At 44.8% G+C, this 22,369-nt stretch carries 19 protein-coding genes; 11 read left to right on the forward strand and 8 right to left on the reverse strand.

The genetic code is table 11. The features are described from left to right. The first annotated feature begins 43 nt into the window (after positions 1-43). Positions 44-2,401: a PAS domain-containing sensor histidine kinase gene (locus HWN40_RS08800; protein ID WP_176965387.1), complete on the forward strand. Its 2,358-nt coding sequence runs from the start codon at positions 44-46 to the stop codon at positions 2,399-2,401. Positions 2,402-2,600: 199 nt separating this feature from the next. Then, complete coding sequence (locus HWN40_RS13560; protein ID WP_246275882.1) at positions 2,601-3,146, forward strand: PEF-CTERM sorting domain-containing protein; 546 nt, start codon at positions 2,601-2,603, stop codon at positions 3,144-3,146. A gap of 121 nt (positions 3,147-3,267) precedes the next feature. Here HWN40_RS13560 and HWN40_RS08810 read toward each other — a convergent pair whose 3' ends face one another. Both HWN40_RS08810 and HWN40_RS08815 read right to left on the reverse strand, forming a co-directional pair. Then, positions 3,268-4,122 (reverse strand): 2-oxoacid:ferredoxin oxidoreductase subunit beta, encoded by an 855-nt coding sequence (locus HWN40_RS08810; protein WP_176965388.1) that lies wholly within the window; start codon positions 4,120-4,122, stop codon positions 3,268-3,270. Beyond that, positions 4,123-5,850: a 2-oxoacid:acceptor oxidoreductase subunit alpha gene (locus HWN40_RS08815; protein WP_176965389.1), complete on the reverse strand. Its 1,728-nt coding sequence runs from the start codon at positions 5,848-5,850 to the stop codon at positions 4,123-4,125. Positions 5,851-6,105: 255 nt separating this feature from the next. On the opposite strand from HWN40_RS08815, the gene HWN40_RS08820 reads away from it, so the two are divergent. Beyond that, positions 6,106-6,903 (forward strand): ATPase domain-containing protein, encoded by a 798-nt coding sequence (locus HWN40_RS08820; RefSeq protein WP_176965390.1) that lies wholly within the window; start codon positions 6,106-6,108, stop codon positions 6,901-6,903. 137 nt (positions 6,904-7,040) lie between these two features. Further along, positions 7,041-7,919, forward strand: a complete 879-nt coding sequence (locus HWN40_RS08825) for a response regulator (RefSeq protein ID WP_246275883.1) — start codon at positions 7,041-7,043, stop codon at positions 7,917-7,919. On the opposite strand, the gene HWN40_RS08830 is transcribed toward HWN40_RS08825, so the two are convergent. From HWN40_RS08830 to HWN40_RS08840, 3 genes are read right to left on the reverse strand one after another with little or no spacing between them, the layout of a single operon-like run. After that, complete coding sequence (locus HWN40_RS08830) at positions 7,916-8,305, reverse strand: 5-(carboxyamino)imidazole ribonucleotide mutase (RefSeq protein WP_176965391.1); 390 nt, start codon at positions 8,303-8,305, stop codon at positions 7,916-7,918. The two genes, HWN40_RS08825 and HWN40_RS08830, sit on opposite strands and share 4 nt — an antisense overlap. A gap of 11 nt (positions 8,306-8,316) precedes the next feature. Next, entirely contained in the window at positions 8,317-8,604 is a 288-nt protein-coding gene (locus HWN40_RS08835; protein ID WP_176966353.1) for a chorismate mutase, read from the reverse strand. Positions 8,605-8,616: 12 nt separating this feature from the next. Beyond that, the gene (locus HWN40_RS08840; RefSeq protein WP_176965392.1) at positions 8,617-9,480 is read right to left on the reverse strand and encodes a shikimate kinase; all 864 of its coding nucleotides are present in this window, start codon (positions 9,478-9,480) and stop codon (positions 8,617-8,619) included. Between the two features lie 234 nt (positions 9,481-9,714). Here HWN40_RS08840 and HWN40_RS08845 point away from each other — a divergent pair, with 234 nt between their 5' ends. Then, positions 9,715-9,882, forward strand: coding sequence for a hypothetical protein (locus HWN40_RS08845; protein ID WP_176965393.1), 168 nt, complete (start codon positions 9,715-9,717; stop codon positions 9,880-9,882). 47 nt (positions 9,883-9,929) lie between these two features. Here HWN40_RS08845 and HWN40_RS08850 read toward each other — a convergent pair whose 3' ends face one another. Continuing rightward, the gene (locus HWN40_RS08850; protein ID WP_176965394.1) at positions 9,930-10,472 is read right to left on the reverse strand and encodes a hypothetical protein; all 543 of its coding nucleotides are present in this window, start codon (positions 10,470-10,472) and stop codon (positions 9,930-9,932) included. A 567-nt stretch (positions 10,473-11,039) separates the two neighbouring features. Between HWN40_RS08850 and HWN40_RS08855 the strand changes: the two genes are divergently transcribed. Genes HWN40_RS08855 through fdhD form a run of 6 tightly spaced genes read left to right on the forward strand, consistent with a single transcriptional unit; the run spans position 11,040 to position 17,165 of the window. Continuing rightward, positions 11,040-12,059 (forward strand): 4Fe-4S binding protein, encoded by a 1,020-nt coding sequence (locus HWN40_RS08855; protein ID WP_176965395.1) that lies wholly within the window; start codon positions 11,040-11,042, stop codon positions 12,057-12,059. A gap of 1 nt (position 12,060) precedes the next feature. Further along, positions 12,061-13,815: a formylmethanofuran dehydrogenase subunit A gene (locus HWN40_RS08860; protein ID WP_176965396.1), complete on the forward strand. Its 1,755-nt coding sequence runs from the start codon at positions 12,061-12,063 to the stop codon at positions 13,813-13,815. Positions 13,816-13,819: 4 nt separating this feature from the next. Continuing rightward, positions 13,820-14,629, forward strand: a complete 810-nt coding sequence (locus HWN40_RS08865; RefSeq protein ID WP_176965397.1) for a formylmethanofuran dehydrogenase subunit C — start codon at positions 13,820-13,822, stop codon at positions 14,627-14,629. Between the two features lie 10 nt (positions 14,630-14,639). Further along, entirely contained in the window at positions 14,640-15,029 is a 390-nt protein-coding gene (locus HWN40_RS08870; protein ID WP_176965398.1) for a molybdopterin dinucleotide binding domain-containing protein, read from the forward strand. A 1-nt stretch (position 15,030) separates the two neighbouring features. Then, positions 15,031-16,344, forward strand: a complete 1,314-nt coding sequence (locus HWN40_RS08875; RefSeq protein WP_176965399.1) for a formylmethanofuran dehydrogenase subunit B — start codon at positions 15,031-15,033, stop codon at positions 16,342-16,344. Next, positions 16,341-17,165: a formate dehydrogenase accessory sulfurtransferase FdhD gene (gene fdhD, locus HWN40_RS08880; RefSeq protein WP_176965400.1), complete on the forward strand. Its 825-nt coding sequence runs from the start codon at positions 16,341-16,343 to the stop codon at positions 17,163-17,165. Before HWN40_RS08875 ends, fdhD begins: the two co-directional genes overlap by 4 nt. Before the next feature lie 27 nt (positions 17,166-17,192). Here fdhD and HWN40_RS08885 read toward each other — a convergent pair whose 3' ends face one another. Together HWN40_RS08885 and HWN40_RS08890 are read right to left on the reverse strand one after the other, a co-directional pair. Continuing rightward, a complete protein-coding gene (locus tag HWN40_RS08885; RefSeq protein WP_218165467.1) occupies positions 17,193-18,869 on the reverse strand; it encodes an LVIVD repeat-containing protein in 1,677 nt (558 codons plus the stop codon). Between the two features lie 416 nt (positions 18,870-19,285). Next, positions 19,286-22,186 carry a CARDB domain-containing protein gene (locus tag HWN40_RS08890; RefSeq protein ID WP_176965402.1) on the reverse strand — a complete coding sequence of 967 codons (2,901 nt, stop codon included), beginning with the start codon at positions 22,184-22,186 and terminating at the stop codon, positions 19,286-19,288. Between the last annotated feature and the right edge of the window lie 183 nt (positions 22,187-22,369).

A 22,369-nucleotide genomic window follows, 5' to 3' on the forward strand; every position in this document is an offset into this window, starting at 1 on the left:
CGTTAGATTCAGACATCTGAACAGCATCCCACGGCAAAGTTTAATGACAAAAGCAGCGATACTTGCCTGTTATGAACAGGCTCATGAGAAAACGGCATTAATGCTTGAAAAAATAAGTTTTTCAGTCTGCAAGCTGGATTGTTCCAAGGATAATTGCGACAGGGAACTAAGTAATACAAGTGCAGATTTGCTTTTTTGTTACACAGAAAAGGTTAATGAAGAAATGGTTGATCGCTGTCTTGCATACTCTCGCGATAATCAAATACCTGTTATTTTCATAATATCCCGTTTTACCGGCTTTCCAGAAAAAATACAATCTTTTGAGCATGCGTGGTTTATAAAGGAACCATTTGACGAAGATGAACTCAGCTTCACCATTGAAAGATCATTCCATATGCTGAAAAAGGAAAACGATATCAAATTTAATGAAGCAAACCATCAAAGATTACAGCTTGCACTTGAAACTGCCAAACTCGAGCTATGGGAATGGGATTTTAAGGAGAACAGAGTTTTACGGGAAACCATTGGAGGAGCCAACACCATAATCCCATCTGACCTGAAAAGCGGAGGTTTTGATACATTCCACCGTTTTATTCATCCGGATGACAGAGATATGTTCCGGGAAAAAATGAAAAAATGCTGGGAAGGGAAACAAATACACATCGAATTTAGAAGTGTACCCATTGATGGAAGTGTCCATTGGTATTCTTTAAATCTCAAACCCTTGTTTGATGAAAGTGGTAAGCCTGAAAAGATGATAGGCATTTCCAGAGACATTACACAAAGAAAAGATGCTGAAATCGCCTTGAGGGAGAGTGAGGAAAGATTCCGCCTTATAGCTGAGAGTGCAAGGGATGTCATCTGGTTACTTGACAGGAACGCAAAACTTCTATACATCAGCCCATCAGTTGAAAGACTTAGAGGCTACACTCCGGAAGAGTTGGTTGATACACCGGTTGACAAAATACTCATGCCAGGCTCATACAAAGAGCTGATGAGCGTTTTTGAAACATTCTTCAAACATTTCAGGAAAGGTGTTATTCCGGACGTTCCAAGGATATTCGAAGTACAACAACCCTGCAGGAATGGCTCAACAGTCTGGACTGAAATGCATATTACCTCTGTTCTCGACGAGGAAGGAGAATTCAAGTTTTTCCTTGGAATCAGCCGTAATATCGATGAACGTAAGAGGAATCAGCAAGAGCTGGAGAAACAAAGGGAGTTACTAGACTCGATCTTTAATCTTGCGCCAATACCATTAATACTTGAGGACAGTAGCAGATACATCGAAAACGTAAACAATTCATGTATGGAAGTTACCGGGAAAAACAAAGAGCATATGATTGGTCAAAAGACTGGCAAGGTGTTCTCCTGTATCAATGTTCACAGGGGAAACGTATGTGGTACGAGTGAGGAATGTAGCAAATGTGTCTTCAAAAACGCAGCTGAAGAAACGCTTAGAAGAGGTAAGGGTATCAGTAAAAGAGAAGGAAAGATCACTATTGTTCTCCCAAATGGTTCAGAGGTCTCCCGAAATGTTTTAGTTTCAACTTCATACATTGATACAGGAGAGGAACCTAAAGTCATTTTTGGAGTTAATGATATAACAGATCTCAAAAGATTTGAACACTCGATCGTTGAATCACGAATTCAGGCCGAAGAAGCAAATCGTGCAAAGAGTGAATTCCTTGCAAATATGAGCCATGAACTCCGGACACCACTGAATGCCATTATGGGATATTCCGAAATTCTGCAGGACAGTCACTTCGGATATCTGAATGAAAAACAGAAAAAGTTTGCAGAACATATCAACACAAGCGGGAGACATCTCCTGGAGCTGATAAACAGCATACTTGATATCTCCAAAGTGGAGTCCGGAAAGATGGAACTTCACTTCCACGATTTCAAAGTAATTGATACAATAAGGAACATACAGAATGTTATTGTTCCTCTCGCAAGAAAAAAAGACATAGAACTAAAGTTTTCTGTGGAGCCTGAAAGCCTGTCTCTGCATGCGGACGAGATCAAATTCAAACAGATACTCTATAACCTTCTGAGCAACGCTGTCAAGTTCACCCCTGATAACGGACTGGTAGAGGTTAAAGTACATGAGAAAGGTGCTATGGCAGAAGTATTGGTCACTGATACGGGAATCGGTATATCTGCAGAGGATCAGGAGAAATTGTTCACACCTTTCCACCAGATAGATTCATCCATGTCCAGAGAATACCAGGGTACGGGCCTTGGACTTGCACTTGTCAAACGATTCGTCGAGCTTCACGGTGGAAATATAGCTGTTGAAAGCGAACCCGGCATAGGTAGTACATTTATATTTACAATCCCACTGGTAAGCCAGAATATACATTCAGATGACATAGAAATGGAATTATCTGCAAATTAATCGTTCACTCAAAGAACAAAAACTAACCTCTTAGCTGGAATTGGCGATGTATTCATTTTTTTGTTAAGATATTTATTAGCCGATGAATAAAACATAAAGTATAAATAAAATATAGACAGTGGAAAAAATACACTATCATAAATATTTGAAGTGGTCATTTAAGGTTAGATATGGTTGAATCTAACCGAGGTGGTGCAATATGAAATCGAAAACTTTAATTCTAACTTTGTTAGTGGTAGCCATGCTTGCTGTTCCAGCAGTAGCAATAGAAAATGGGAATGATATCCCCGAGATTGCAACTTTATATCTCTCACCGGAAAGTGCAACGAATATAGTCGGAGAGACGCACGTTCTGACAGCAAAACTCACATGGAATCAAATAAACGGCGATGTCTTAGCAAATTTTGATGGTAACGACGGTATTCCAGGACAAACAGTAATCTTCAAGGTAACAGATGGTCCAAATGCCGGCCTTACCGGATCAAATGTAACTGATGCCAATGGTATTGCAACTTGGGATTATAGCAGCTCTTTAACAGGCGAAGATACAATTCAGGCTTTTGTTACACTGCAATTAGCAAGTGAGACAAGGGAAATGACAGTTAATTGCATTCCAGAGTTTAAATTTGAATCAAACCCGGTAACAAAAATCTGGAAAGAGCCGGCTATCCCTGAATTCCCGACAATGGCACTCCCGATTGCAGCAGTGCTTGGATTGGCATTTGTATTCAAGAGAAGAAAGTAGTTAAACTATTGATTAACTACTCTTTTTCTCTTTTCCTTTTTGAAGCTTTAATCAATTGTAAAAATGCTGCATTTTGCTTTACAAAATACGGAAATAATAAAAATGATGGATATCAAGCTGGTCACATGAACCCATCTATCAGTTCATTCACACTATCTGTTTTCACTTTGTTCCTGATAAGCGGACCGGAACTAAGTACATCAAGACTTTCTTCAAATACAGGCCTGTCATTTACATAGAACACTCCAATGGGAATACGTTCGCCCCATTCCAGGGATTTCTCAAAGGCCTTTACCCGGTCATTCAACGGATATTCATTCTCATCCAGTTTGTAAACCCTTTCCGAATACCACTTGAATGTGTTAAGATGGTTGAAAGTGACACATGGCTGGAGTATATCCAAAAGTGAAAGACCCCTGTGTTCTACTGCCTTCTTTATCATTTCCGACAGGTGTTCAATATCTCCTGCAAATGACCTGGCAACAAAGGAGCAGTCCTGTGATATGGCCAGAGCAAGCGGATTAAGTTGCCTGTTGAACACACCTTCCTTGTTGATCTTGGTTTTCATGCCGGGTTGTGTTGTGGGTGACGCCTGGCCCTTTGTCAGTCCGTATATCTGGTTGTCATGTACCAGTACGGTTATGTCGGGATTACGCCTTATGGCATGAATCAGATGATTGCCGCCTTCTCCATAGCAGTCCCCATCCCCTGCAACTGCCATGACTGTCAGTTCGTGATTCGAGATCTTCGCAGCCGTGGCAGGAGGAAGAGTGCGACCATGTAGACCGTTAAAGAAATTGCATTTAAGATAGTGCGGGAGCTTCCCTGATTGCCCTATTCCTGAAACGAGCAGCATTTCATCGGGAGATTTATCCATATCCGCAAGAGCTCGCTTAAGAGCCTTGAGTATACCGAAATCCCCACATCCGGGACACCATGCAGTATCAAAATTACCGTAATCTTCTACACTTACCATTTATAGCACCTCCTTCTGCTTAATGGAATCTACTATGAACTGCGGAGTAAAAGGAAGTCCGTCGTATCTCAGCACATTATCCACCATCTCGATTCCTGTCTCTACCATAAGCAGACGAGCAAACTGGCCTGTCCTGTTATTTTCAACACATACCTTCATTCCGGGTTTGCCCAGCATCTCCTTTATCTTTTCGGCAGGCAGAGGATGAATATGTGTAAAATGCACCAGATTTGCGGAGTGACCCTCTTCCCTGAGAATATCCACAGCTTCAACAAGCGGACCGTAGGTAGATCCCCAGCCTATTAAGGTCAGTTCGGCATCATCAGAACCATAGGTTTCAGGAGCTGGCATCTCATTTCTGAGCAGTTCCAGCTTGTTCATCCTTTTGTGGACCATTTTTATTCTGTTCTCCTGGGTCTCATCAATATGCCCGAACTCATCGTGCTCATCGCTGTCAGCGCCTACAAGCACACCAGCCTGTCCGGGAAGTGCTCTGGGCGAGATGCCACTGGATGTAAACCTGTATCGAGCATATTCCTCCTGCATATCCTTTATTTCCTCATCTGAGAGCAGATGTCTTTCAACTGAGACCTTTGATGCATCGAAGCGCTCGCAGGTAAACATGGAATCTGCAAGATACTGGTCGCTCATCACAATAACAGGGATCTGATACTTTTCTGCAATATTGAAAGCATTGGCAGTCATATAGAAGCAGTCTTCAGGAGTGCCCGGTGCAAACACACATCGAGGGAACTCACCCTGGGCTGCATGGATTGCAAACAACAGATCACCCTGTTCTGTCATCGTGGGAAGCCCCGTTGCGGGACCCGGACGTTGGGCCTGGAATATGACCACAGGAGTTTCTGTAATACCTGCAAGACCCAGGGCTTCCACCATAAGACAGAATCCTCCGCCGGATGTTGTCACCATGGAACGTGCACCTGTAAAGGAAGCACCGATAGCCATATTGAGTGCTGCTATCTCATCCTCTGCCTGCTCAACTACAAGATCGAACTTACCAGCTTTACCTGCAATATAGTTCATAACACCTGTAGACGGGGTCATTGGATAGGCTGACAGAAAATGCAGACCTGCTGCCAGGGCTCCGAGACCCACAGATTCGTTACCTGCAATAAGCATCTTGTTACTGTGTTTTTCAGGCTGCTGTATATCGAATTTACATCCCTGAGGGTAGTTATCCCTTGCATAATCGTAACCCGCCTTTGCTGCCTTGATATTGTTGTCAATGATCTCCTGGCCCTTTCTTTCAAATATAGAAGAGAGGACATTCGAGAGGACATCAAAATCAAGGCAAAGAAGCCCCATGGCTGCCCCTACGGCCACCGAATTGGCATATAATTTATTGCCACCGGTGTCCTTTGCAATTTTAAGCAGAGGCACGTGGAAAAGAGAATCAAAATCATCATCAAGTTTAACAGTATCCCTGTCAACTATCACAACACCATCTGACATTTCATCAAGATGATTCTCAATTGAAGCTCTGTCAAGGGCTATCAATATGTCAACTTTCTCGTCCATTGCTTTTATAGCTTCATCACTGATGCGTATCTGAAAAGTATTGTGACCACCCCTTATCCTTGAAAGATAGAACTGAGTGGTGAATACAAAGAAACCGCATTTCATTAAAGTACTTGAAAGAACACTGCCAATGGTGTCCAATCCCTGACCTGCTGCTCCACCTATCTTAATAGTAAGATCAACTTTCATCTAAATCCCCTGGTTCTGATCATAATGTAATACATGGATCGGGAAAACTACCTGAACCCGAAAGATACGTTAAAATGCTTTCCAACCACACATATATCAGAATATTCAACCTCCGGCCTTATATCAGTAACCGTTCCTCTAAAAATATCAAAAGGTGAATACAATACCAATTATTAAAAAAATAGGATATATTTATATAATATACAACATATTATATTTTCTAGAAACAAAAAAATCAAGGCACAAAGTGATAATATGGAAAGAATGCCAACAGGTATTGAGAATCTGGATAAAAAGATCGGAGGAGGATATCCCAAAGGAAAAGGGATACTTGTAACCGGTGTTCCCGGTGCGGGAAAGACAATTTTTGGACTCCACTTTCTTCACAAGTCCTGTATGGATGGTAAAATTTGCGTAATGGTCGCAACCGAAGAAACCCCCGAAGACCTTCTGGAACAGGCAGCCATGCTTGGACTGGGCCTTGATTCTTTTATAGAGAAAGGGAACCTGCATATCAAACCGGTTATAGAATTTCGTACCGGAGGCATGGCACGTGATGCAAAACTTACCGAGGATTTCAGTGATACTGAAATAGATATTATAGAAGAGTCAGGTCTTGACAGAACCATCAGACCCGATCAGACAGGTTTCAATATCGAAGAGATAGATCTGCTTGATATCTTCAGGCTTATCCCCGAAGGTACCGAGGTTGCTGTTATAGACAATATCGGAGTACTGGCTTTCGGGCTGACTACAAAGGAATTCAGGGACAAGTTCGATACCCTGAACCGTTTACTTGCAAAGCAGAATACCACCACACTTCACATCATGGATGAAGCTGCATATGAGATGACTCATAAGATTGCAGACTATTCGACATATGGTGCAGTAAAGCTGTTCGTAAAGGAGAATCCCTATACAGGTAACAATGAACGTTTCCTGAGCATACCAAAGATGCGCAGCACAAAGATCTCTCTCGATGTCAATGTTTTTGATATCACTGCTGCAGGTATCAAGATAAAGGGCTCAAAGGGCAAACTTGTTGAGATCTGAGAGATACAGGAATAACTTACCTCTACATTTTCACATTTTTTCATATACTGCTATGGATTAGACTACCCTGTATTCCGATAATTATAAGAGGGTTTAAAATTATATTTAATATAAAAATGATTAATATAAAATAACTATTGGAATTCAAAGGAGTTGTTATTATTTCCAGCGAGCAGAAAGAAAAAGTTCTCATTGTTGATGATGAGGTAATGAATATAGAGTTGCTTCGGGCATACCTGGATGAAAAATATGAGGTGGTTTCTGCCACCGATGGCCACGAAGCACTTGAAAAGGTCAAAAATGAGATGCCGGATATCATCCTGCTGGATGTGATGATGCCTGAGATGAACGGATACCAGGTGTGTGAGCACCTGAAAAGTGATGAAGAGACACAATTCATTCCGGTCATAATGGTAACAGCTCTTTCCGGCAGAAACGACTGGATATCAGGTATAGAAGCCGGAGCCGATGAATTTTTAACAAAACCCGTGAACAAGCTGGAACTTCTCACAAGAATCAATTCCCTGCTCAGGCTGAAGAACCTTCACTTTGATCTGCTTGCTGAAAAGGATAAGCTTGAGCTCCAGAACCGCATACGTTCAATGCTCACCCAGATAATACCGACTCTTCTGAAAACACTACCTCCCGAACAGAAGAACATTGTCATCCACCAGATGATAGACATGGTCGTGGAGTCCATTTTTGAGAATGCGAACACAGAAAGTGATATCGTAGGATATGAATGTGTAGGAGATCTGTGCTGCCAGATCATCAATCAGCTGGGTGCAGACTTTGAGGTAGAGAATACGGATTGTGACAACGGTTTCAAAATAAAAGGCAACACCTGCCCGTGGGGAAAAGAAGAAGCAAGATCAAATCCCATACTCTGCACGCTTTCCAGGGGGATCTTTGCAAGGATCATAAATATGAAAGATGAGGACATGGAAGTCGATGTCCTTGAAACCATGGGAAATGGCGACGAACACTGTCTGTTCGAACTCACAAAATTAGATTAAGGAATCAGGTCAAGTATCCTGATCGCAAGGTAGGCTGCATTTGCACCATTATCCACACCAACACTGGCAACCGGTACACCAGGAGGCATCTGTGCTGTTGAGAGCAGGGCATCCAGACCCATCATTTTTGCGCTTACAGGAACACCGATCACAGGCATCTTTGTCTTGGAAGCGATAACTCCCGGCAGAGCAGCCGATAGACCTGCAATTGCGATATAGACCTTTGAATCGCTCTGTGATATATATTCTTCAAGTTTGTCCGGATTTCTGTGTGCGGATATCACCTGCACATCGTAGGAATAGTCACTGTTATCCAGCACGCCTGTTACCCTGTTGGCAATAGCCCTGTCAGATTCCGAACCCATTATTACTGCAATATCAACCATTAAAAAAACTCCTATGGAAGGTTCCCTTCACCACTTAGCTCATGCTGGCGTTCTATATTCATACGTATGAGGATCTCAAATATCTCTTTTACCGATGAAGTATCAAGGTTTCTCTCTGTGGCAGAATCAACTGCACGGTCAAGGACAACATGATTCTGTCCTGTGTCGTTGATCTGCATACCTTCCTTCTGTTTTGATTCAAGAACTTTTTCTGCAAGACCGACCCTTCTATGGATCAACTCTATCATCTCACGGTCTATCTCTTCTATTTCCGCACGTACTTCCTGTATAGTGGTCATGTATCTCGCCATCTAAAGTTTACTTGCGCCCCTATTATTAATCTTCGTACATATCAGGGTTCCGCTTACACCACAGCCCTGCCATGCACTCTTAAGAGCATCTGCAGACCGCTTATCAACCAGAGCCACATAGGATGGGCCCGTACCGGATAAGCTGACACCCTTTACACCCAGTTCAAGTGCCCGCATGAGGAATTCTGTATCGAACCCCAGTGCATTGCAGTAGAGAAAACCGTTCAGAGTCATTGCCCTCTCATATTCTTCTTCAAGGGAAAGCCCGTATGCGATGTCCACCCAGGGAGCGATAAGTTTCGAGCGTTCCACATTGGTAGAGGAGCTGAAAGACTTCTCATCGGGTGCAAAGATTAGCACCTGAGATCTTCCCTCTGTTCTTTTGACAAGTTCCAGCTCTTTGTTATCGGTGACAACGAATCCTCCGAAAAAGGAGGCACAGGCATCATCAAAGGCACCGGTTATGGTAACACCTGCATCCTTTGCCGCCCTGACACCGAGCCTGACAGCCTCAACAGGTTCCATCTCCTCACCGATGGCATCCAGTGTGGCAAGAATAGTTGCATTTGCAGCCGCACTACTGCTTTTCAGGCCGCTTGCAAGCGGGACTTCACTTCTCGTAGTCACTGTGCCACCCATCTCAAGGTCGAAATGATCCAGTACGTACTGCACAGATCTCTCGATCAGAGTAGTATCCGCATCCGGCATAGCTTCAATGGTACCTCTGACTGATCTCTTATCTTTGGAAAGGGTCACGTCAGCATATGTTTTCAGATCGATCCCGAATGCTGCACCCTTCCATGTAGCTATTGCATTGATAACAGTGCCCGCACCAAGTGCATAGGCACTCCCTTCCAGACTCATTACTGCCACACCATTTTTGAAAATTTGTTTATCCGGCAAACTTTGTTGAGCTTGTCCGGTCTATATTGGCCATATTATATGTAGCAACATACATGGCGATATGCTATTTAAACATTAATAAGCACAGAGTTCAGGATGGAAGGAAATGAGATACCTTTATAAGACAATATGAGAAAGAATTCATAGAACAGGAATAAGCTGTTCAAGAAACTAGAAACCGGGGGAGTAAGATTTATGGTACCTGCTACAAATGCATGCAGTGTTTTAAAGAAAGGACAGCGCATTAGTTGTGAAGAGTGCGGAATCACCTTTGAAGTCGTAAGCGAGTGCAGCGGATGTGGAGATGATTGTGAAATCACACTCAACTGTTGTGGAAAAGAGATGAAACTGACTGAAGGTTAAGCCTTTACTATCCTTTTTATTTTTTAAACTTAAAAAAAGTCCTTTTCTTATCTGACAAGCTTTTCTTTCAACCTGCCGTAGGAATTTACGTATATCTCAATAAGGTCCGGATCAGGAGTTTCTTTTCCTGAACGACCGGCTATGCACACATTCAGGTTTCCAGATCTTTTCGATGTTTTGCTTATACCGTTTTTCAGGGTCATAATATCAAAATGTGACCTTTCAAAATCAGAATAAACGTCTGCAAAGATATCGTTTTGAATATCATACAGCAGAAGCACTCCACTTGAAACATTTCCGTAGAACTTTACCTTTTCATATGTTTCTTTTTTTATCCTTGAGCTTTCCCCGTGTAATAAAAGGCTTTGCAGATCCACTATTACACTGAACTCATCTTTTGTTTTAAGACCCGGGGGCAACATATCAGGTGCCAGTAATTCGTACCGTGTTCCGAGCTCATCCAGCTCCTTTACAATATCCGACCTCTTTTCGTTTATGACAATAAGACGCTCTATATCACTGTCTTTTCCAAGCAACTGAGAGATTTCCTTTGCGAAAGCCTCACAGCCGATTATGCTCATTAGCGGCATTTACATTGCTCCTGCAGCACTTATTAAGGAACCTGGCATGAACCCGAAAACAGCTCTCAGACAACTCCCGGATAATAGAAAGAGTATCAAAAGTACGAAAGCTTTCCATTTTACTATACATCTGCTACTTCCCCATAAGAAATGGGGTTTAAGGTAGTATATAAAATCACCGAATTTTTCCCGCTTCAAAATGAAAGAACAATCATTCGGATAAGGTCAATCGAGAAAGTAACAGAACAGTAGCAGGTACAAACGATACTTTTATAACAAATACGCGTCACTATATTTACAATTCTCTGAGACATGGAACTCAGGAGAAGCAAAATCAGTGACACGTTAATTTGGAATTGAATTTGCGGTGAACCTGATGGTTCTTGAATTAAACAAATCGGGTTCAGCTTAAAAAGGCGTATTCATGCCACAAAGAAAAAAAGTGCTCAATAATGGAACGTTCTACGGATAGTTTTTAAGTGGAGTTTTGCCTAAGTGCTTGCATAACGTATCCGTCATCAGCAACGACCTAAAAAGAAGCATTTGGAGTTACAGGCAGGATTACGGAGAGATCAGATGAACGAAGTAGTGTTTGGAGTAAAAGACGACAAGCAACTGATATATCTTCCAGAGAAATGTATCGGTTGTGGAACGTGTACCATGGCATGTCCTAAGAGTTCTTTAGTTATCGGTTCAGTCGGAGCCGTAGCCAGGGGACTTATAGACAAGGACTTCCTCGAAAACCAGGAAGAACTCTGCATTTTATGCGGAATTTGTGCAAAGACATGCCCCACTGGCGCACTTGAACTGAGACAGGCTGGAAAGTCTGTAAATGACAACAGCTACATCAGTGTTGCTCTTAAGGAAACAACTGTCAACGACAACTGTGTACACTGTGGTCTCTGTGAACAGATATGTCCGCAGGGATGCATCGAGGTCAAGCAGTGGCTTTCAGATGATGGAAGCGCAAGTGTTGATGGTGAGACAGTTATAAACAACGATTGCTGTATCCACTGTGGGTGGTGTATGGAAGTCTGTCCTGTTGATGCGATTGCCGTGGAAAAGCCATTCCAGGGTACCTGGCACAGGGACGAGGACACCTGTACAGCATGCAGAACATGTGTGGACACCTGCCCATGTAATGCACTTTTCAATCCTGACTGGGAAGCAGGCCAGAGAGTGGACAAGGTCGCACAGCGTGCTGATGCATGTATATACTGTGGTGCCTGTGATGTGTGCTGCCCGGTAGATGCAATAACAGTTAACAAGACAGCTATCGTACCTGAAGTCGAAAAGAAAGGACTCCTTGAGAAGAAACTTCTTAACAAAGATGTACCAAGGCCGACGCTTACATCCGTACTGGAGACCGACGAAGAGGCATGCCTTGGTTGCGGAAACTGTGTAATAGTATGTCCTGTGAATGCAACCGACGGAGAGGTCGGAGCCGGTTACCTCAACGAAGTTGACGGCAAGAAGCTCCTTGAGGTCAGAAACGGTACGGTCAAGGTAGTTGACCAGGAAATCTGTGGTTCTGACGGAGCTTGTGCCATGATATGCCCTGTAGATGCTATCAAACTCGTGAGGAGGGAGTTATAAAATGGCTGGAACAATTGCAATTAAGAATGGTTATGTTTACGATCCCCTGAACGAAGTCAATGGGGAAAAAATGGACATCTTCATCAGGAACGGTAAAGTTGTTACCGAACTTACCGCATCCGAGCTGAAAGATGCCAAGGAAATCGATGCATCCGGCAAGACCGTAATGCCGGGTGGTGTGGACTCACACTCACACGTCGCCGGAGCAAAGGTCAACGGCGGTAGGATGATGAGGCCTGAGGACCACTACAAATTCTACCAGAAGAAGACACCTATCGCACACTCAGGATGCGGATACAGTGTTCCTTCAGTATACCTCGGAGGATATGAATACTCCAAGATGGGATACACAACTGTCTTCGAGGCAGCTGTCCCGCCAATGGAAGCACGCCACACCCACGAGGAAATGCGCTCAACCCCAATGCTGGACATGGGCGGATACCTTGTACTGGGTAACAATTGGTTCCTTATGAGATACCTCAAGGAAGGAGACATCGAGAAGGCTGCAGCATACATTGCCTGGATGATGAAGACCCACAAGACCTACGGTATAAAATGTGTCAACCCTGCCGGTGTAGAGAACTGGGGATGGGGAGAGAACGTAGGAGCTCTTGATCAGGCAAACATCCACTTCGAGGTCACACCAGAGGAGATCATAAAAGGACTCACAGAGCTTAACGAGATGCTCGGATTCCCGATGCCAGTGCACCTGCACGCAAACAACCTCGGACACCCCGGATGCTGGGAGATCACAAGGGACTCACTCAAGATTCCAAAGCCTGTCAAGGCAAGGCCAAACACCAATGTCGAGTGGGCAGAGACAAAGATGAAGCCACAGAGGCATGAGTCCGTATACCTTACACACTGTCAGTTCAACGCATTCGGCGGAACATCCTGGAGAGACTTCGAATCCGGAGTCAAGGGAATCACCGACTACGTGAACAGCCACGACCACGTTGTAATGGACAGCGGATGTGTACCATTCGGTGACGCAACGGTTATGACCGGTGACGGTCCTGCGATCCACGACCTCTACGTACTTACCGGACACAAGTGGTCCAACACGGATGTAGAGTGTGAGTGTGGTTCAGGAGTACTTCCGTTCACATACCTGAAGAGCAACCCTGTACACAGTGTACAGTGGGCAATGGGTCTTGAGACACTGCTCTACGTCAAGGACGCATGGAAGAGTATCATGACAACCGACAGCCCCAACGGCGGACCATTCATCAAATACCCACAGGTAATTGCATGGCTGATGTCCAACAAGGCAAGACAGGACACCTTTGCAGAATGCCACAAGTGGGCACAGGACAGGTCTGGACTGGCTGCCGAGACAAGGGAGATGGACCTCAACGAGATTGCCATTGTCACCCGTGCAAATGCTGCAAGGACAATCGGTCTTGCACACAGCAAGGGAACACTCGCAGTTGGTGCTGACGGAGATGTCGCAATATATGACCTTGATCCAAAGGCACTCGAAGTAAGTGACTATGAGAGCATCATAAGGGCCTTTGAGAACGCAGCATACACCGTCAAGGGCGGTGAGGTCGTATCCCAGAAGGGTGAGATCGTTGCGATCCCCGAGAAGAAGACCTACTACAGTGATATCGCAATCAGCGCTGAGGATGAGAAGAACATGCTCAACGACGTGAAGGACTGGTTCAAGTACTACACCATCGGATTCAACAACTATCCGACACCTGACAAGTACCTTGCAAACCCAACCCCGATCAAGATAGACGCAGAGGTGTGATTTCATGGCAGAAGTAACTCTTAAACCAACAGGAAACTTTGACCTGACAGTTGAGGCTGAAACCATCACACCTGACAACTTTGCAGGTAAGACCGCAGAGGAGATCGGTAAAATACTCGTCTGGCAGGGACCGGAGGAATATCCTCTTGCCAATTATTTTGATGTCAAGGGCGATGGCGGGTCAAGTGCTGAGGATACCACCATTGTAGTTGACGGTGACGTACCAAGAATCAAGCGCATCGGTGAAGGCATGACAGCCGGAAAGATCCTCATCAAGGGCTCAACCGGCATGCATGTTGGTGCTGAGATGGCCGGCGGCGAGATCGTTGTGGAAGGAGACGCAGGTTCATGGGCCGGTATGGAAATGAAAGGCGGTCTGCTTCACATTAAAGGAAACACACATGATCACCTCGGTTCCGCATACAGAGGTAGCTGGAACGGTATGACCGGCGGACGCATAGTCGTTGGCGGCGATGCCATAAACCAGGTAGGCGGCGGAATGAGCGGAGGAGAGATCATCATAGAAGGAAATGTAAAGCACTTCTGTGGAATCCGCATAAACGGCGGCCTTATCGTTGTAAAAGGAAACGCTCACAGAACAGTCGGAGCAGAGATGACCGGCGGCACCATCGTTATCGGAGGTAACATTGAAAGGTTCACCCCGGGATTCGAGCTGGAAGATGTCGAAGCTGATATCAAGTTCGAGGACATCGCGTGCACCGGCGAATACAAGAAGTTCACAGGTGACTACGCCATCCCGCAGAAAGGAAAAGGCACATTGTACGTGTCCTGTGCAAACAACGAGTGTCTCTGAGGTGATATTCATGCAAGCATTACTCAATACAGGAAGTACTATCAACGAAGGAAGACTTGCCAAGGGCGGTAACAAGTACTCCGACGAATACACAAAGGAATGTGGTGTCTGCTGGATGTGTGCAGAGGACTATGCAGCCCTCGGATGCCCGGAAAAGGTGTCAGTTACATCCAGGGACGGAAAACATACAATTGCAGTTTACCCGAAGGTTACAGAGGCAATGAGACCGGGCCAGGTTTTCATACCAAGATCCATCTGGGCCAATGTAGTCGTCGAACCTGACACATTCTCCACGGGTTCACCACGTTACAAGGGAAGCCCCGTCACTGTTGAACCTACAGATGAAGAGGTACTCAGCGCCGAGGAAGTTGTCCTGAAGCTGTACATGGGAGGTGAATAAAATGGTGTACAAGAACATCATCTGTCCGGTTTGCGGAGGTTCATGTGACGACGTTCAGGTAGATCTGGATGTCAAGAACCAGACAATCGACGTGCAGAATGCATGTAAGATGGGTAACGCCAAGTTCCAGGAAGTCGTAAGCCACCACAGGCTCTTAAAACCCACGATCAGGGAGAACGGAAAGGTAAAGGATGTCAGCTGGGAAGAGGCACTTGATAAGGCGGCAGAACTCCTGGCAAACTCAAAGCGTCCGCTCTTCTTCCTCGGAAGTGAGACATCCTGTGAAGCTCAGGAAGTAGGTATGCACATTGCCGAGTATCTTGGCGGTGCAGCAGACTCCAATGCAACTATCTGCCACGGACCAACCGTTATGGGAATCCAGGAATCCGGCATGGTAGGAGCTACCGCAGGTCAGGCAAAGAACAGGGCCGACATGATCGTTTACTGGGGTGTCAACGCTCTGGAATCAATGCCAAGGCACATGTCCAAGTATGGTGTATTCCCGAGAGGTTACTGGACAAAGAGAGGAAGGTTCGACAGGACACTGGTCACAGTGGACCCGAGAACAACTCCTACAGCAGTGGCATCCGATCTGCACATGCAGCTCAACCCGAACACCGACTACGAGCTTCTCAGCGCACTGTTCACTATCCTCAACGGAAAGGAACCACACCCATCTGTTGAAGAGATCACAGGAATTCCTATCTCTGTGATGAAGCAGACCGTTGAGATGATGAAGGAATCAAACTTCGTGGCTATCTACGTAGGACTTGGTGTCTCATCATCATACGGTAAGCACAGGAACATCGAGATCGCACTGAACTTCGTCAAGGAGATGAATAACTACACCAAGTGTAACATCGGTGCTCTCAGAGGTCACTGTAACGTAGCAGGATTCAACCAGCTTGCATCCTACCTTTACGGATACCCGTTCGGTGTAGACTTCATGAAGGGATACCCAAGGTACAACCCCGGAGAGACCACAACCGTGGACCTGCTCAGGGAGAAGGACGTTGACGCAGCATTTGTCATGTCTGCTGACCTTGTGAACCATATCCCTGCAGACTGTGCAAAGTATCTCGCTGATATCCCGATGGTCTGTATCGATATCGCACCATGTCCGACAGTAACCGCATCAGATGTAGTACTGCCAGGTGTAATCGATGCCATGGAATGTGACGGTACCTTCTACAGGCTCGACAACGTGCCCGTACACTTCGAACCGTTCACAGACTCACCATTCTCAGAGACAAAGAGCAACGAGGAAACCCTCAAGATACTCTTTGAGAAGGTAAAGGCCATCAAAGAAGCATGAGTGAAAAACGGCACTTAAAAGGAGACAGGAAGACCGAGGTCTTCCGGGAAGATGAGGAAAACAATTCCTCTCCCTTTTATGTCCCGCTGAAGTGCCTGGAAATCACAGAGAACAACAAAAAACATATCGATGTGGACGTTATCATCGAAGAAAGGTTAGACCTTTTCGTAAATAACGTTCATATAACCACTTTTTTTGCAAGTCCTAACGAACTCAGAGAGCTTGCTCTGGGATTTTTGGTCTGCGATGGATTCATAGAACCCGATACCAAAATCCATGAGATCGCAATCAAAGAGAACTCCATTTTCTGTGAAATTGATATCAATACTCAGGAACTGGAAGAACTGAAACATATCGTGAGATGCGGAAGCACATCATACCGCAGGGACGATTTCAGACAGATTAATTCTGATGCACAGTTTACTTCGGATTCCATCATCCATGCAGTGAACCAGCTAAAAGAGCTTGGAAGAATCTGGCACCTTACAGGCGGAGCACACACTTCCATGGTATGCGACGAACTGGGAGAAGTACTCTTCTTCTGCGAGGACGTGGGAAGAGCATGCTCGGTTGACAAGGTTGTCGGAAAAGCTCTTATGAACGGCACCGATCTGTCAAAATGCGCCCTGATAACCACAGGCAGGCTTGCCTCCACCATGGTTTCAAAGGCAGTGAACGCCGGATTTCCTCTTATTGCCAGCAAGGGTGCAACTGTGCGTGAGGCTGTGGAACTTGCAAGAGAGACAGGGATCACACTTGTGGCTTTTGTGAGGGGAAAGAACCTGTATGTGTATTCCGGAGAGAAACGGATAATACAGTAAATAACAGGAATGAAGGAAAAAGAAGCATTACCTCCTTTTTCCGGTTATTGAATAGACAGCTATTATCCCTACTGATACTAGCACAAATCCGAGAGCCCATTCTTTGCTGTAGGCCGGATTTTTTTCCGAAGATTCCTGCTCCTCAGAAGATTCAAATGAGCTTAATCCTGATTCAGAGTCCATGGTCCCGGCTTCAGATGATATGACACTGTCTTTTGATTCCGTTTCCGGTTCAGCATCTTTGTACGTGAGATCTCCGCTTTCTCCGCCGGAGCTGGCAGTCCCCCCACCTGAGGATGAAATACCAGCTGAATTTTCACTACCTGAATTCTTTTCCGGGTCAATTGTTTGTGAATTAAATGCATCTGTACTTGTACTGTTAATATCATCATTGAAGACGATCAGACCACTGATTCCATCACTCATTTCTTCTGATGCCGGGTTCTGTGTCAAGACAGTAATCGTGTACTCCAGCTCACTGATATTGGATATGTTTCCAGGCATCCATTCGTTTGCATAGATGCCATCACCTGTATTCCCGTCACTATGATTTCCGTCGTCGAAAAGGTAGACCGGAGTTTCACTGTTGTTGAAAGTTACCTTTACTGAAGTTTCCGCTGGATCCTGTAACTGGCTTCCATCAATGTCGCTAATCTTTGCCTGTATCAATATGGACTCATTCGGATCCATCAAAAGACCAGCTTCCGGGCTCAGAATCTCTATCTGAATGGATTTTGCGGGTGTGGTCCCTTCCTTTTCCATCAGGAGGATCACAAGACCCCTACTATCAGTTACGTAAGCATAATCACCTGAAACTGCAACACTACATGCCGCACCTTCCGTATCATAATAGCCTGCAATGAAAGGTGATGATGGGTCACTGACATTGACTATACCAAAATGCTCGCTGCCTGCGTAGGCATAGTTATCCAGAACAACCACACCCACATTAGTCCCGGGAGTACTTGCTGCGGGGCTGCATTCCGTCGAATTCTTATATGTGACCGGGGACGAGGGATCACCTATATCGTCAATAAAGAGACGGTTGTACGAATCAATTGAATAGGTGCGATTGTCTGAAACAGTGATAGCCTCATACTGAAAATCCATCACATAAAAGCCCGGATTGTTTGTGCCTGTAAGAGCTGGCGATTCGGGGTTATTCACATCAAAAGTAAACAGACCGGAATCAGAAGCTACATATGCATAATCATCTTCGACGGCAACATCAAATGCACGGAAACCGGGCTGACTGAAATTGCCGGCAATAATCGGGGATGTCGGATCGCTCACATCGATCACAACAAGTCCGTTTGAGCCGTCTGCCACATAAGCATGGTTTTGCGATACTGCAAGGCCCCTTGCAGTACCACCAGTATCATAATTGCCAACGAGAACTGGTAGTGAGGGATGGCTGACGTCAATGATCCTGAGACCTTTATTTTCGTCTGTCACGTAGGCATAATCACCTTCGACTGCAACGTTGTCTGCAGAACCGTTGACATCAGATCTTCCTGCAAGAACCGGCGAGGATGGGTCGCTTACATCAACTATAACAAGGCCGTTTTCACTATCGGCTATATAAGCATAGTTGCTCTTCAGATCAATATCAGATGCCTGGCCATCTGTTTCAAAAGTGGATACCAGAGTTATGTTGATCTCATCTGCAGCTGCTACTGTAACTCCAAAGATAATGAAAAACAAAGTTAGCCCTGCAAAAATCATATTTTTAAAATCATTCTTCATTTTTAGTCCCCCTTAGAATCACAAAGTCAAAAATATCCGGATTATCCTTCAATCCGCATATGATACCATAATTGAAAGCGCTCAATCGAACAAGAACTGAGTTAAACAATTTCACGAATATCCACCCCCTGATGAATCCAACCTAAAGAAATAGTGAATACGATAGTATTTATTAAAATTGAACTTTAGATACTGTGTATTACTTAGAATCAATCCTCCTGAATATTTCAAACTTATTCGGGTATGTAAGAAAATCCAATTCCTGATTCTGCTCAATTGCAGGTAAAAAATGAAGACAAAGAACTTATCTTCGTCTACTGTTTATCGGATATTCAACGAATATTCCTCTCGACAACGTTAACTACATAAAATTATCACCCCACCTCTGCCACAACCCAGCAGAATCTCTCCCTTACAGCAGCCTGAGGCTTTACTTCAATGAATACAAGTTCCTTGTGCATACTTTCAGGAAGCTGGTAAAGGAGATACATCTGGTTGATCTTCCTCCATGCATCCTTATCAAGGAGACTGCTGGAATTTTCACTACTTTCGAAGAAGGATGATGCTGATTCAGCAGGAATACCAGCCTCGGTCATTATATTCGCAAGCCTCTGTACATTGTAGTCGGTGCCCTCAAGGCCTGCAGTACCGTTTGAGAATGCGTCGACCTCAGCAAGATATGCCAGACAGCGTGTTTGCCGTACTCCGTCAGTATAAATGACAAAAATATTCTTTACGGGTACAGGACCATTGTTCCTGATGCTGGCTACAGGACTGTCAGCCTTTGTGCTCACAGATATACCCAGAGGATTCGTGTACTCCACTGTAGCTTCAAAGAAGAGATGCTCATACTGCTCATCATCTACATATGTCATGGATTCCCGGGAGTGCACACCTTCCCAGGAAAAACTATCCTGGGAGCTTGAGGCATCGGGTTCCATTCTGATGACATTTGCGGAGGGTAAGATCACGGATACTTCCCTTCCCTTCTCAAAGCTGTTGAATATGTATGATCTGTAATCAAAAGAATTGCTAGCATTTGCCTGCTTCATGATAGCAAGTTCCGTGATGCTTTCCTTCTTGAGCGAGACCAGGACACCGGGCAGAGAGTAAGCCATAAACCCGCCAATCAGCATCAGTAATATCAATCCTGGTCCCCACCATTTACTGAATCCGCTCTCCTGATCAGAAGATTCGGCAACTTCAGCATTTTCAATTTCGCTTTCTCCGGTTGATGTCCCGGTACTGGCAGCAGAGCCTGAGAGAATTAGTCCGTTGATACTGTCATGTGCATCTCCAAGCATAGAGTTGTGTGCAAAAGCCGTTATCGTACATTCAGTATCAGAGTCATCGGATCGTTTTTCCGGTGTCCACTCATTTGCATAAATACCATCGTCCGGATTTTCATCGTTGTGTTCACCATCATCGAATAACCTCACTGGATCGCCGCCGCTGGAGAAAGTTGCGGTCACAAGACTCGTACTTTTACCTGACATGGGGTTTCCAAGATTGTCAGTTACTTTTGCCCTGACCAGTCGGGGTTCGCCGGAGTTTATAGTAAAGCCATCCTGCAAAGACAATATCCCTATTTTCATCAGGCTTCTTCCATCATCCTTGAAACCCTCAACCCTGTAATTGTCGTCTTCACTCTCCTCACTCACACTTGATGTGGCATCAGCCACAACTTTGATAGTATCGGTTCTTCCTGCCGATTCATATGTATAACTGAACGATTCAATTCTGGATTCACCTGGTTCCAGAGATGCCACCTCGTCGGATGCAAGTTGCCTGTTCATATCATTTATATAAAGATATGAATCTGTGGAGCCCGATGCACCTGAGCCGGTATTCTTGATTTCATAATTTATGGTGGTGCCATCCACCATCACATCCGAGATAATGAGATTCGGAGGTTTATCTGGAGAAGGTTCAGGAGTCTCAGATATAACCACACCACTTACTTTAGCATCTGCAGCCTTCAGGCTTGAATGCCGGGCGGATATTTTTATAGTGCACGGAGCTTCAGCACTGTCATCTGCAGTGACTTCAGGCATCCATGTGTTAGCATATACACCATCATTTGAACTCCCATCCGCATGATTACCATCATCGAACAGGTTAATCGATTCGTCACCATTCGAGAAAGTTGCCCGGACAGACACTTCAGAGCCTTTCATCAGGTTTCCCAGATTGTCGGTCACTTTAGCTTCAAGCAATAGTGAATCACCCGGATTTACCGAGAAAGTACCATCAGGATTTGAGATCCCAACCTGAAGAGATTCGCTGGAAGAGTTTTCTTCTTCCATGTGGAGGACAACAAAACCATTATCATAACTGGCTACATAGGCATAGTCACCTTCAACATCCACATCGTATGAGTTAACACCTGTAGGATGACTCCCGACAATGGCTGGTGATGAGGGATTGCTGATGTCTGCGATCACAAGCCCTGATCCGTTAGCCAGAAAGGCATAGTTATTCTTTATAACAATATCATATGCTGGTGCGGTATCCAGATTCCCCAGAAGCTCTGGTGATGAGGGATTATCCCTATCAAATATCCAGACGCCTGTATCCGGATCTGAAATGCTGCTTCCTCCCACACAGACATAATCATCTGATACAGCAACACCAAGTGCATCACCAATACTGTATGCCCCTTCAAAGGATGGTGACGAAAAACTGCTTATATCAATAATATCAAGACCGGAAGAGCCATGCATCCCACTGGTCAGATATGCATGATCACCTGAGACGGCAATATCATTAAGGTACGCACCATAAACATAATAATTGCCTGCGGATACCGGGGATGTGGGATCACTCACATCCAGGATCACAAGGCCATACCAGAAACCACTGACATAAGCATGACCATCTGAGAGGACGATATCGACAGAGTTATCCCCGGTCTCATAACTTCCTGCCAGGCCCGGTGACTCCGGATTACTAACATCAATAACCTCGATACCACTATCAGTGCCCACATAGGCATAGTCGTCCTCTACAGCAACACAAAAGGTTTCATTTTCAATACTGTAATTTCCTGCAAGAGATGGAGAGGAAGGAGTGCTGATATCAATTATCAAAAGTCCGTGATCTTCAACAACATAGGCATATCCATCTTCCACCTCAACGTCGTTTGCCTGGCCATCGGTGTCGAAAGCTGATACCAGATCCACTTCAATCTCACCTGAATCTGCCAGACCCGTTCCAGGAACAAGAAAAATCAAAAGCATTCCGACAAGGATCATTGAATATCGGCCGAAGCTCATCGCAATTACCCCTCAGAATCATTGAAAAGAAAAGTATCTGAACTGGCCCGATTACTCCCGGCAAACATAATCAAGAATAAAAAAGATATCGATCGAACAAGAACTAAGTTAAATGACTTCATAAACTAACCACCCCGAATGTCTAAAGCCTAATGCAGGATTTAGAAAAATAATACTATTTAA

It is taken from the genome of Methanolobus zinderi (genome assembly GCF_013388255.1).
In the GTDB taxonomy this organism is placed as follows: Archaea; Halobacteriota; Methanosarcinia; order Methanosarcinales; family Methanosarcinaceae; genus Methanolobus; species Methanolobus zinderi.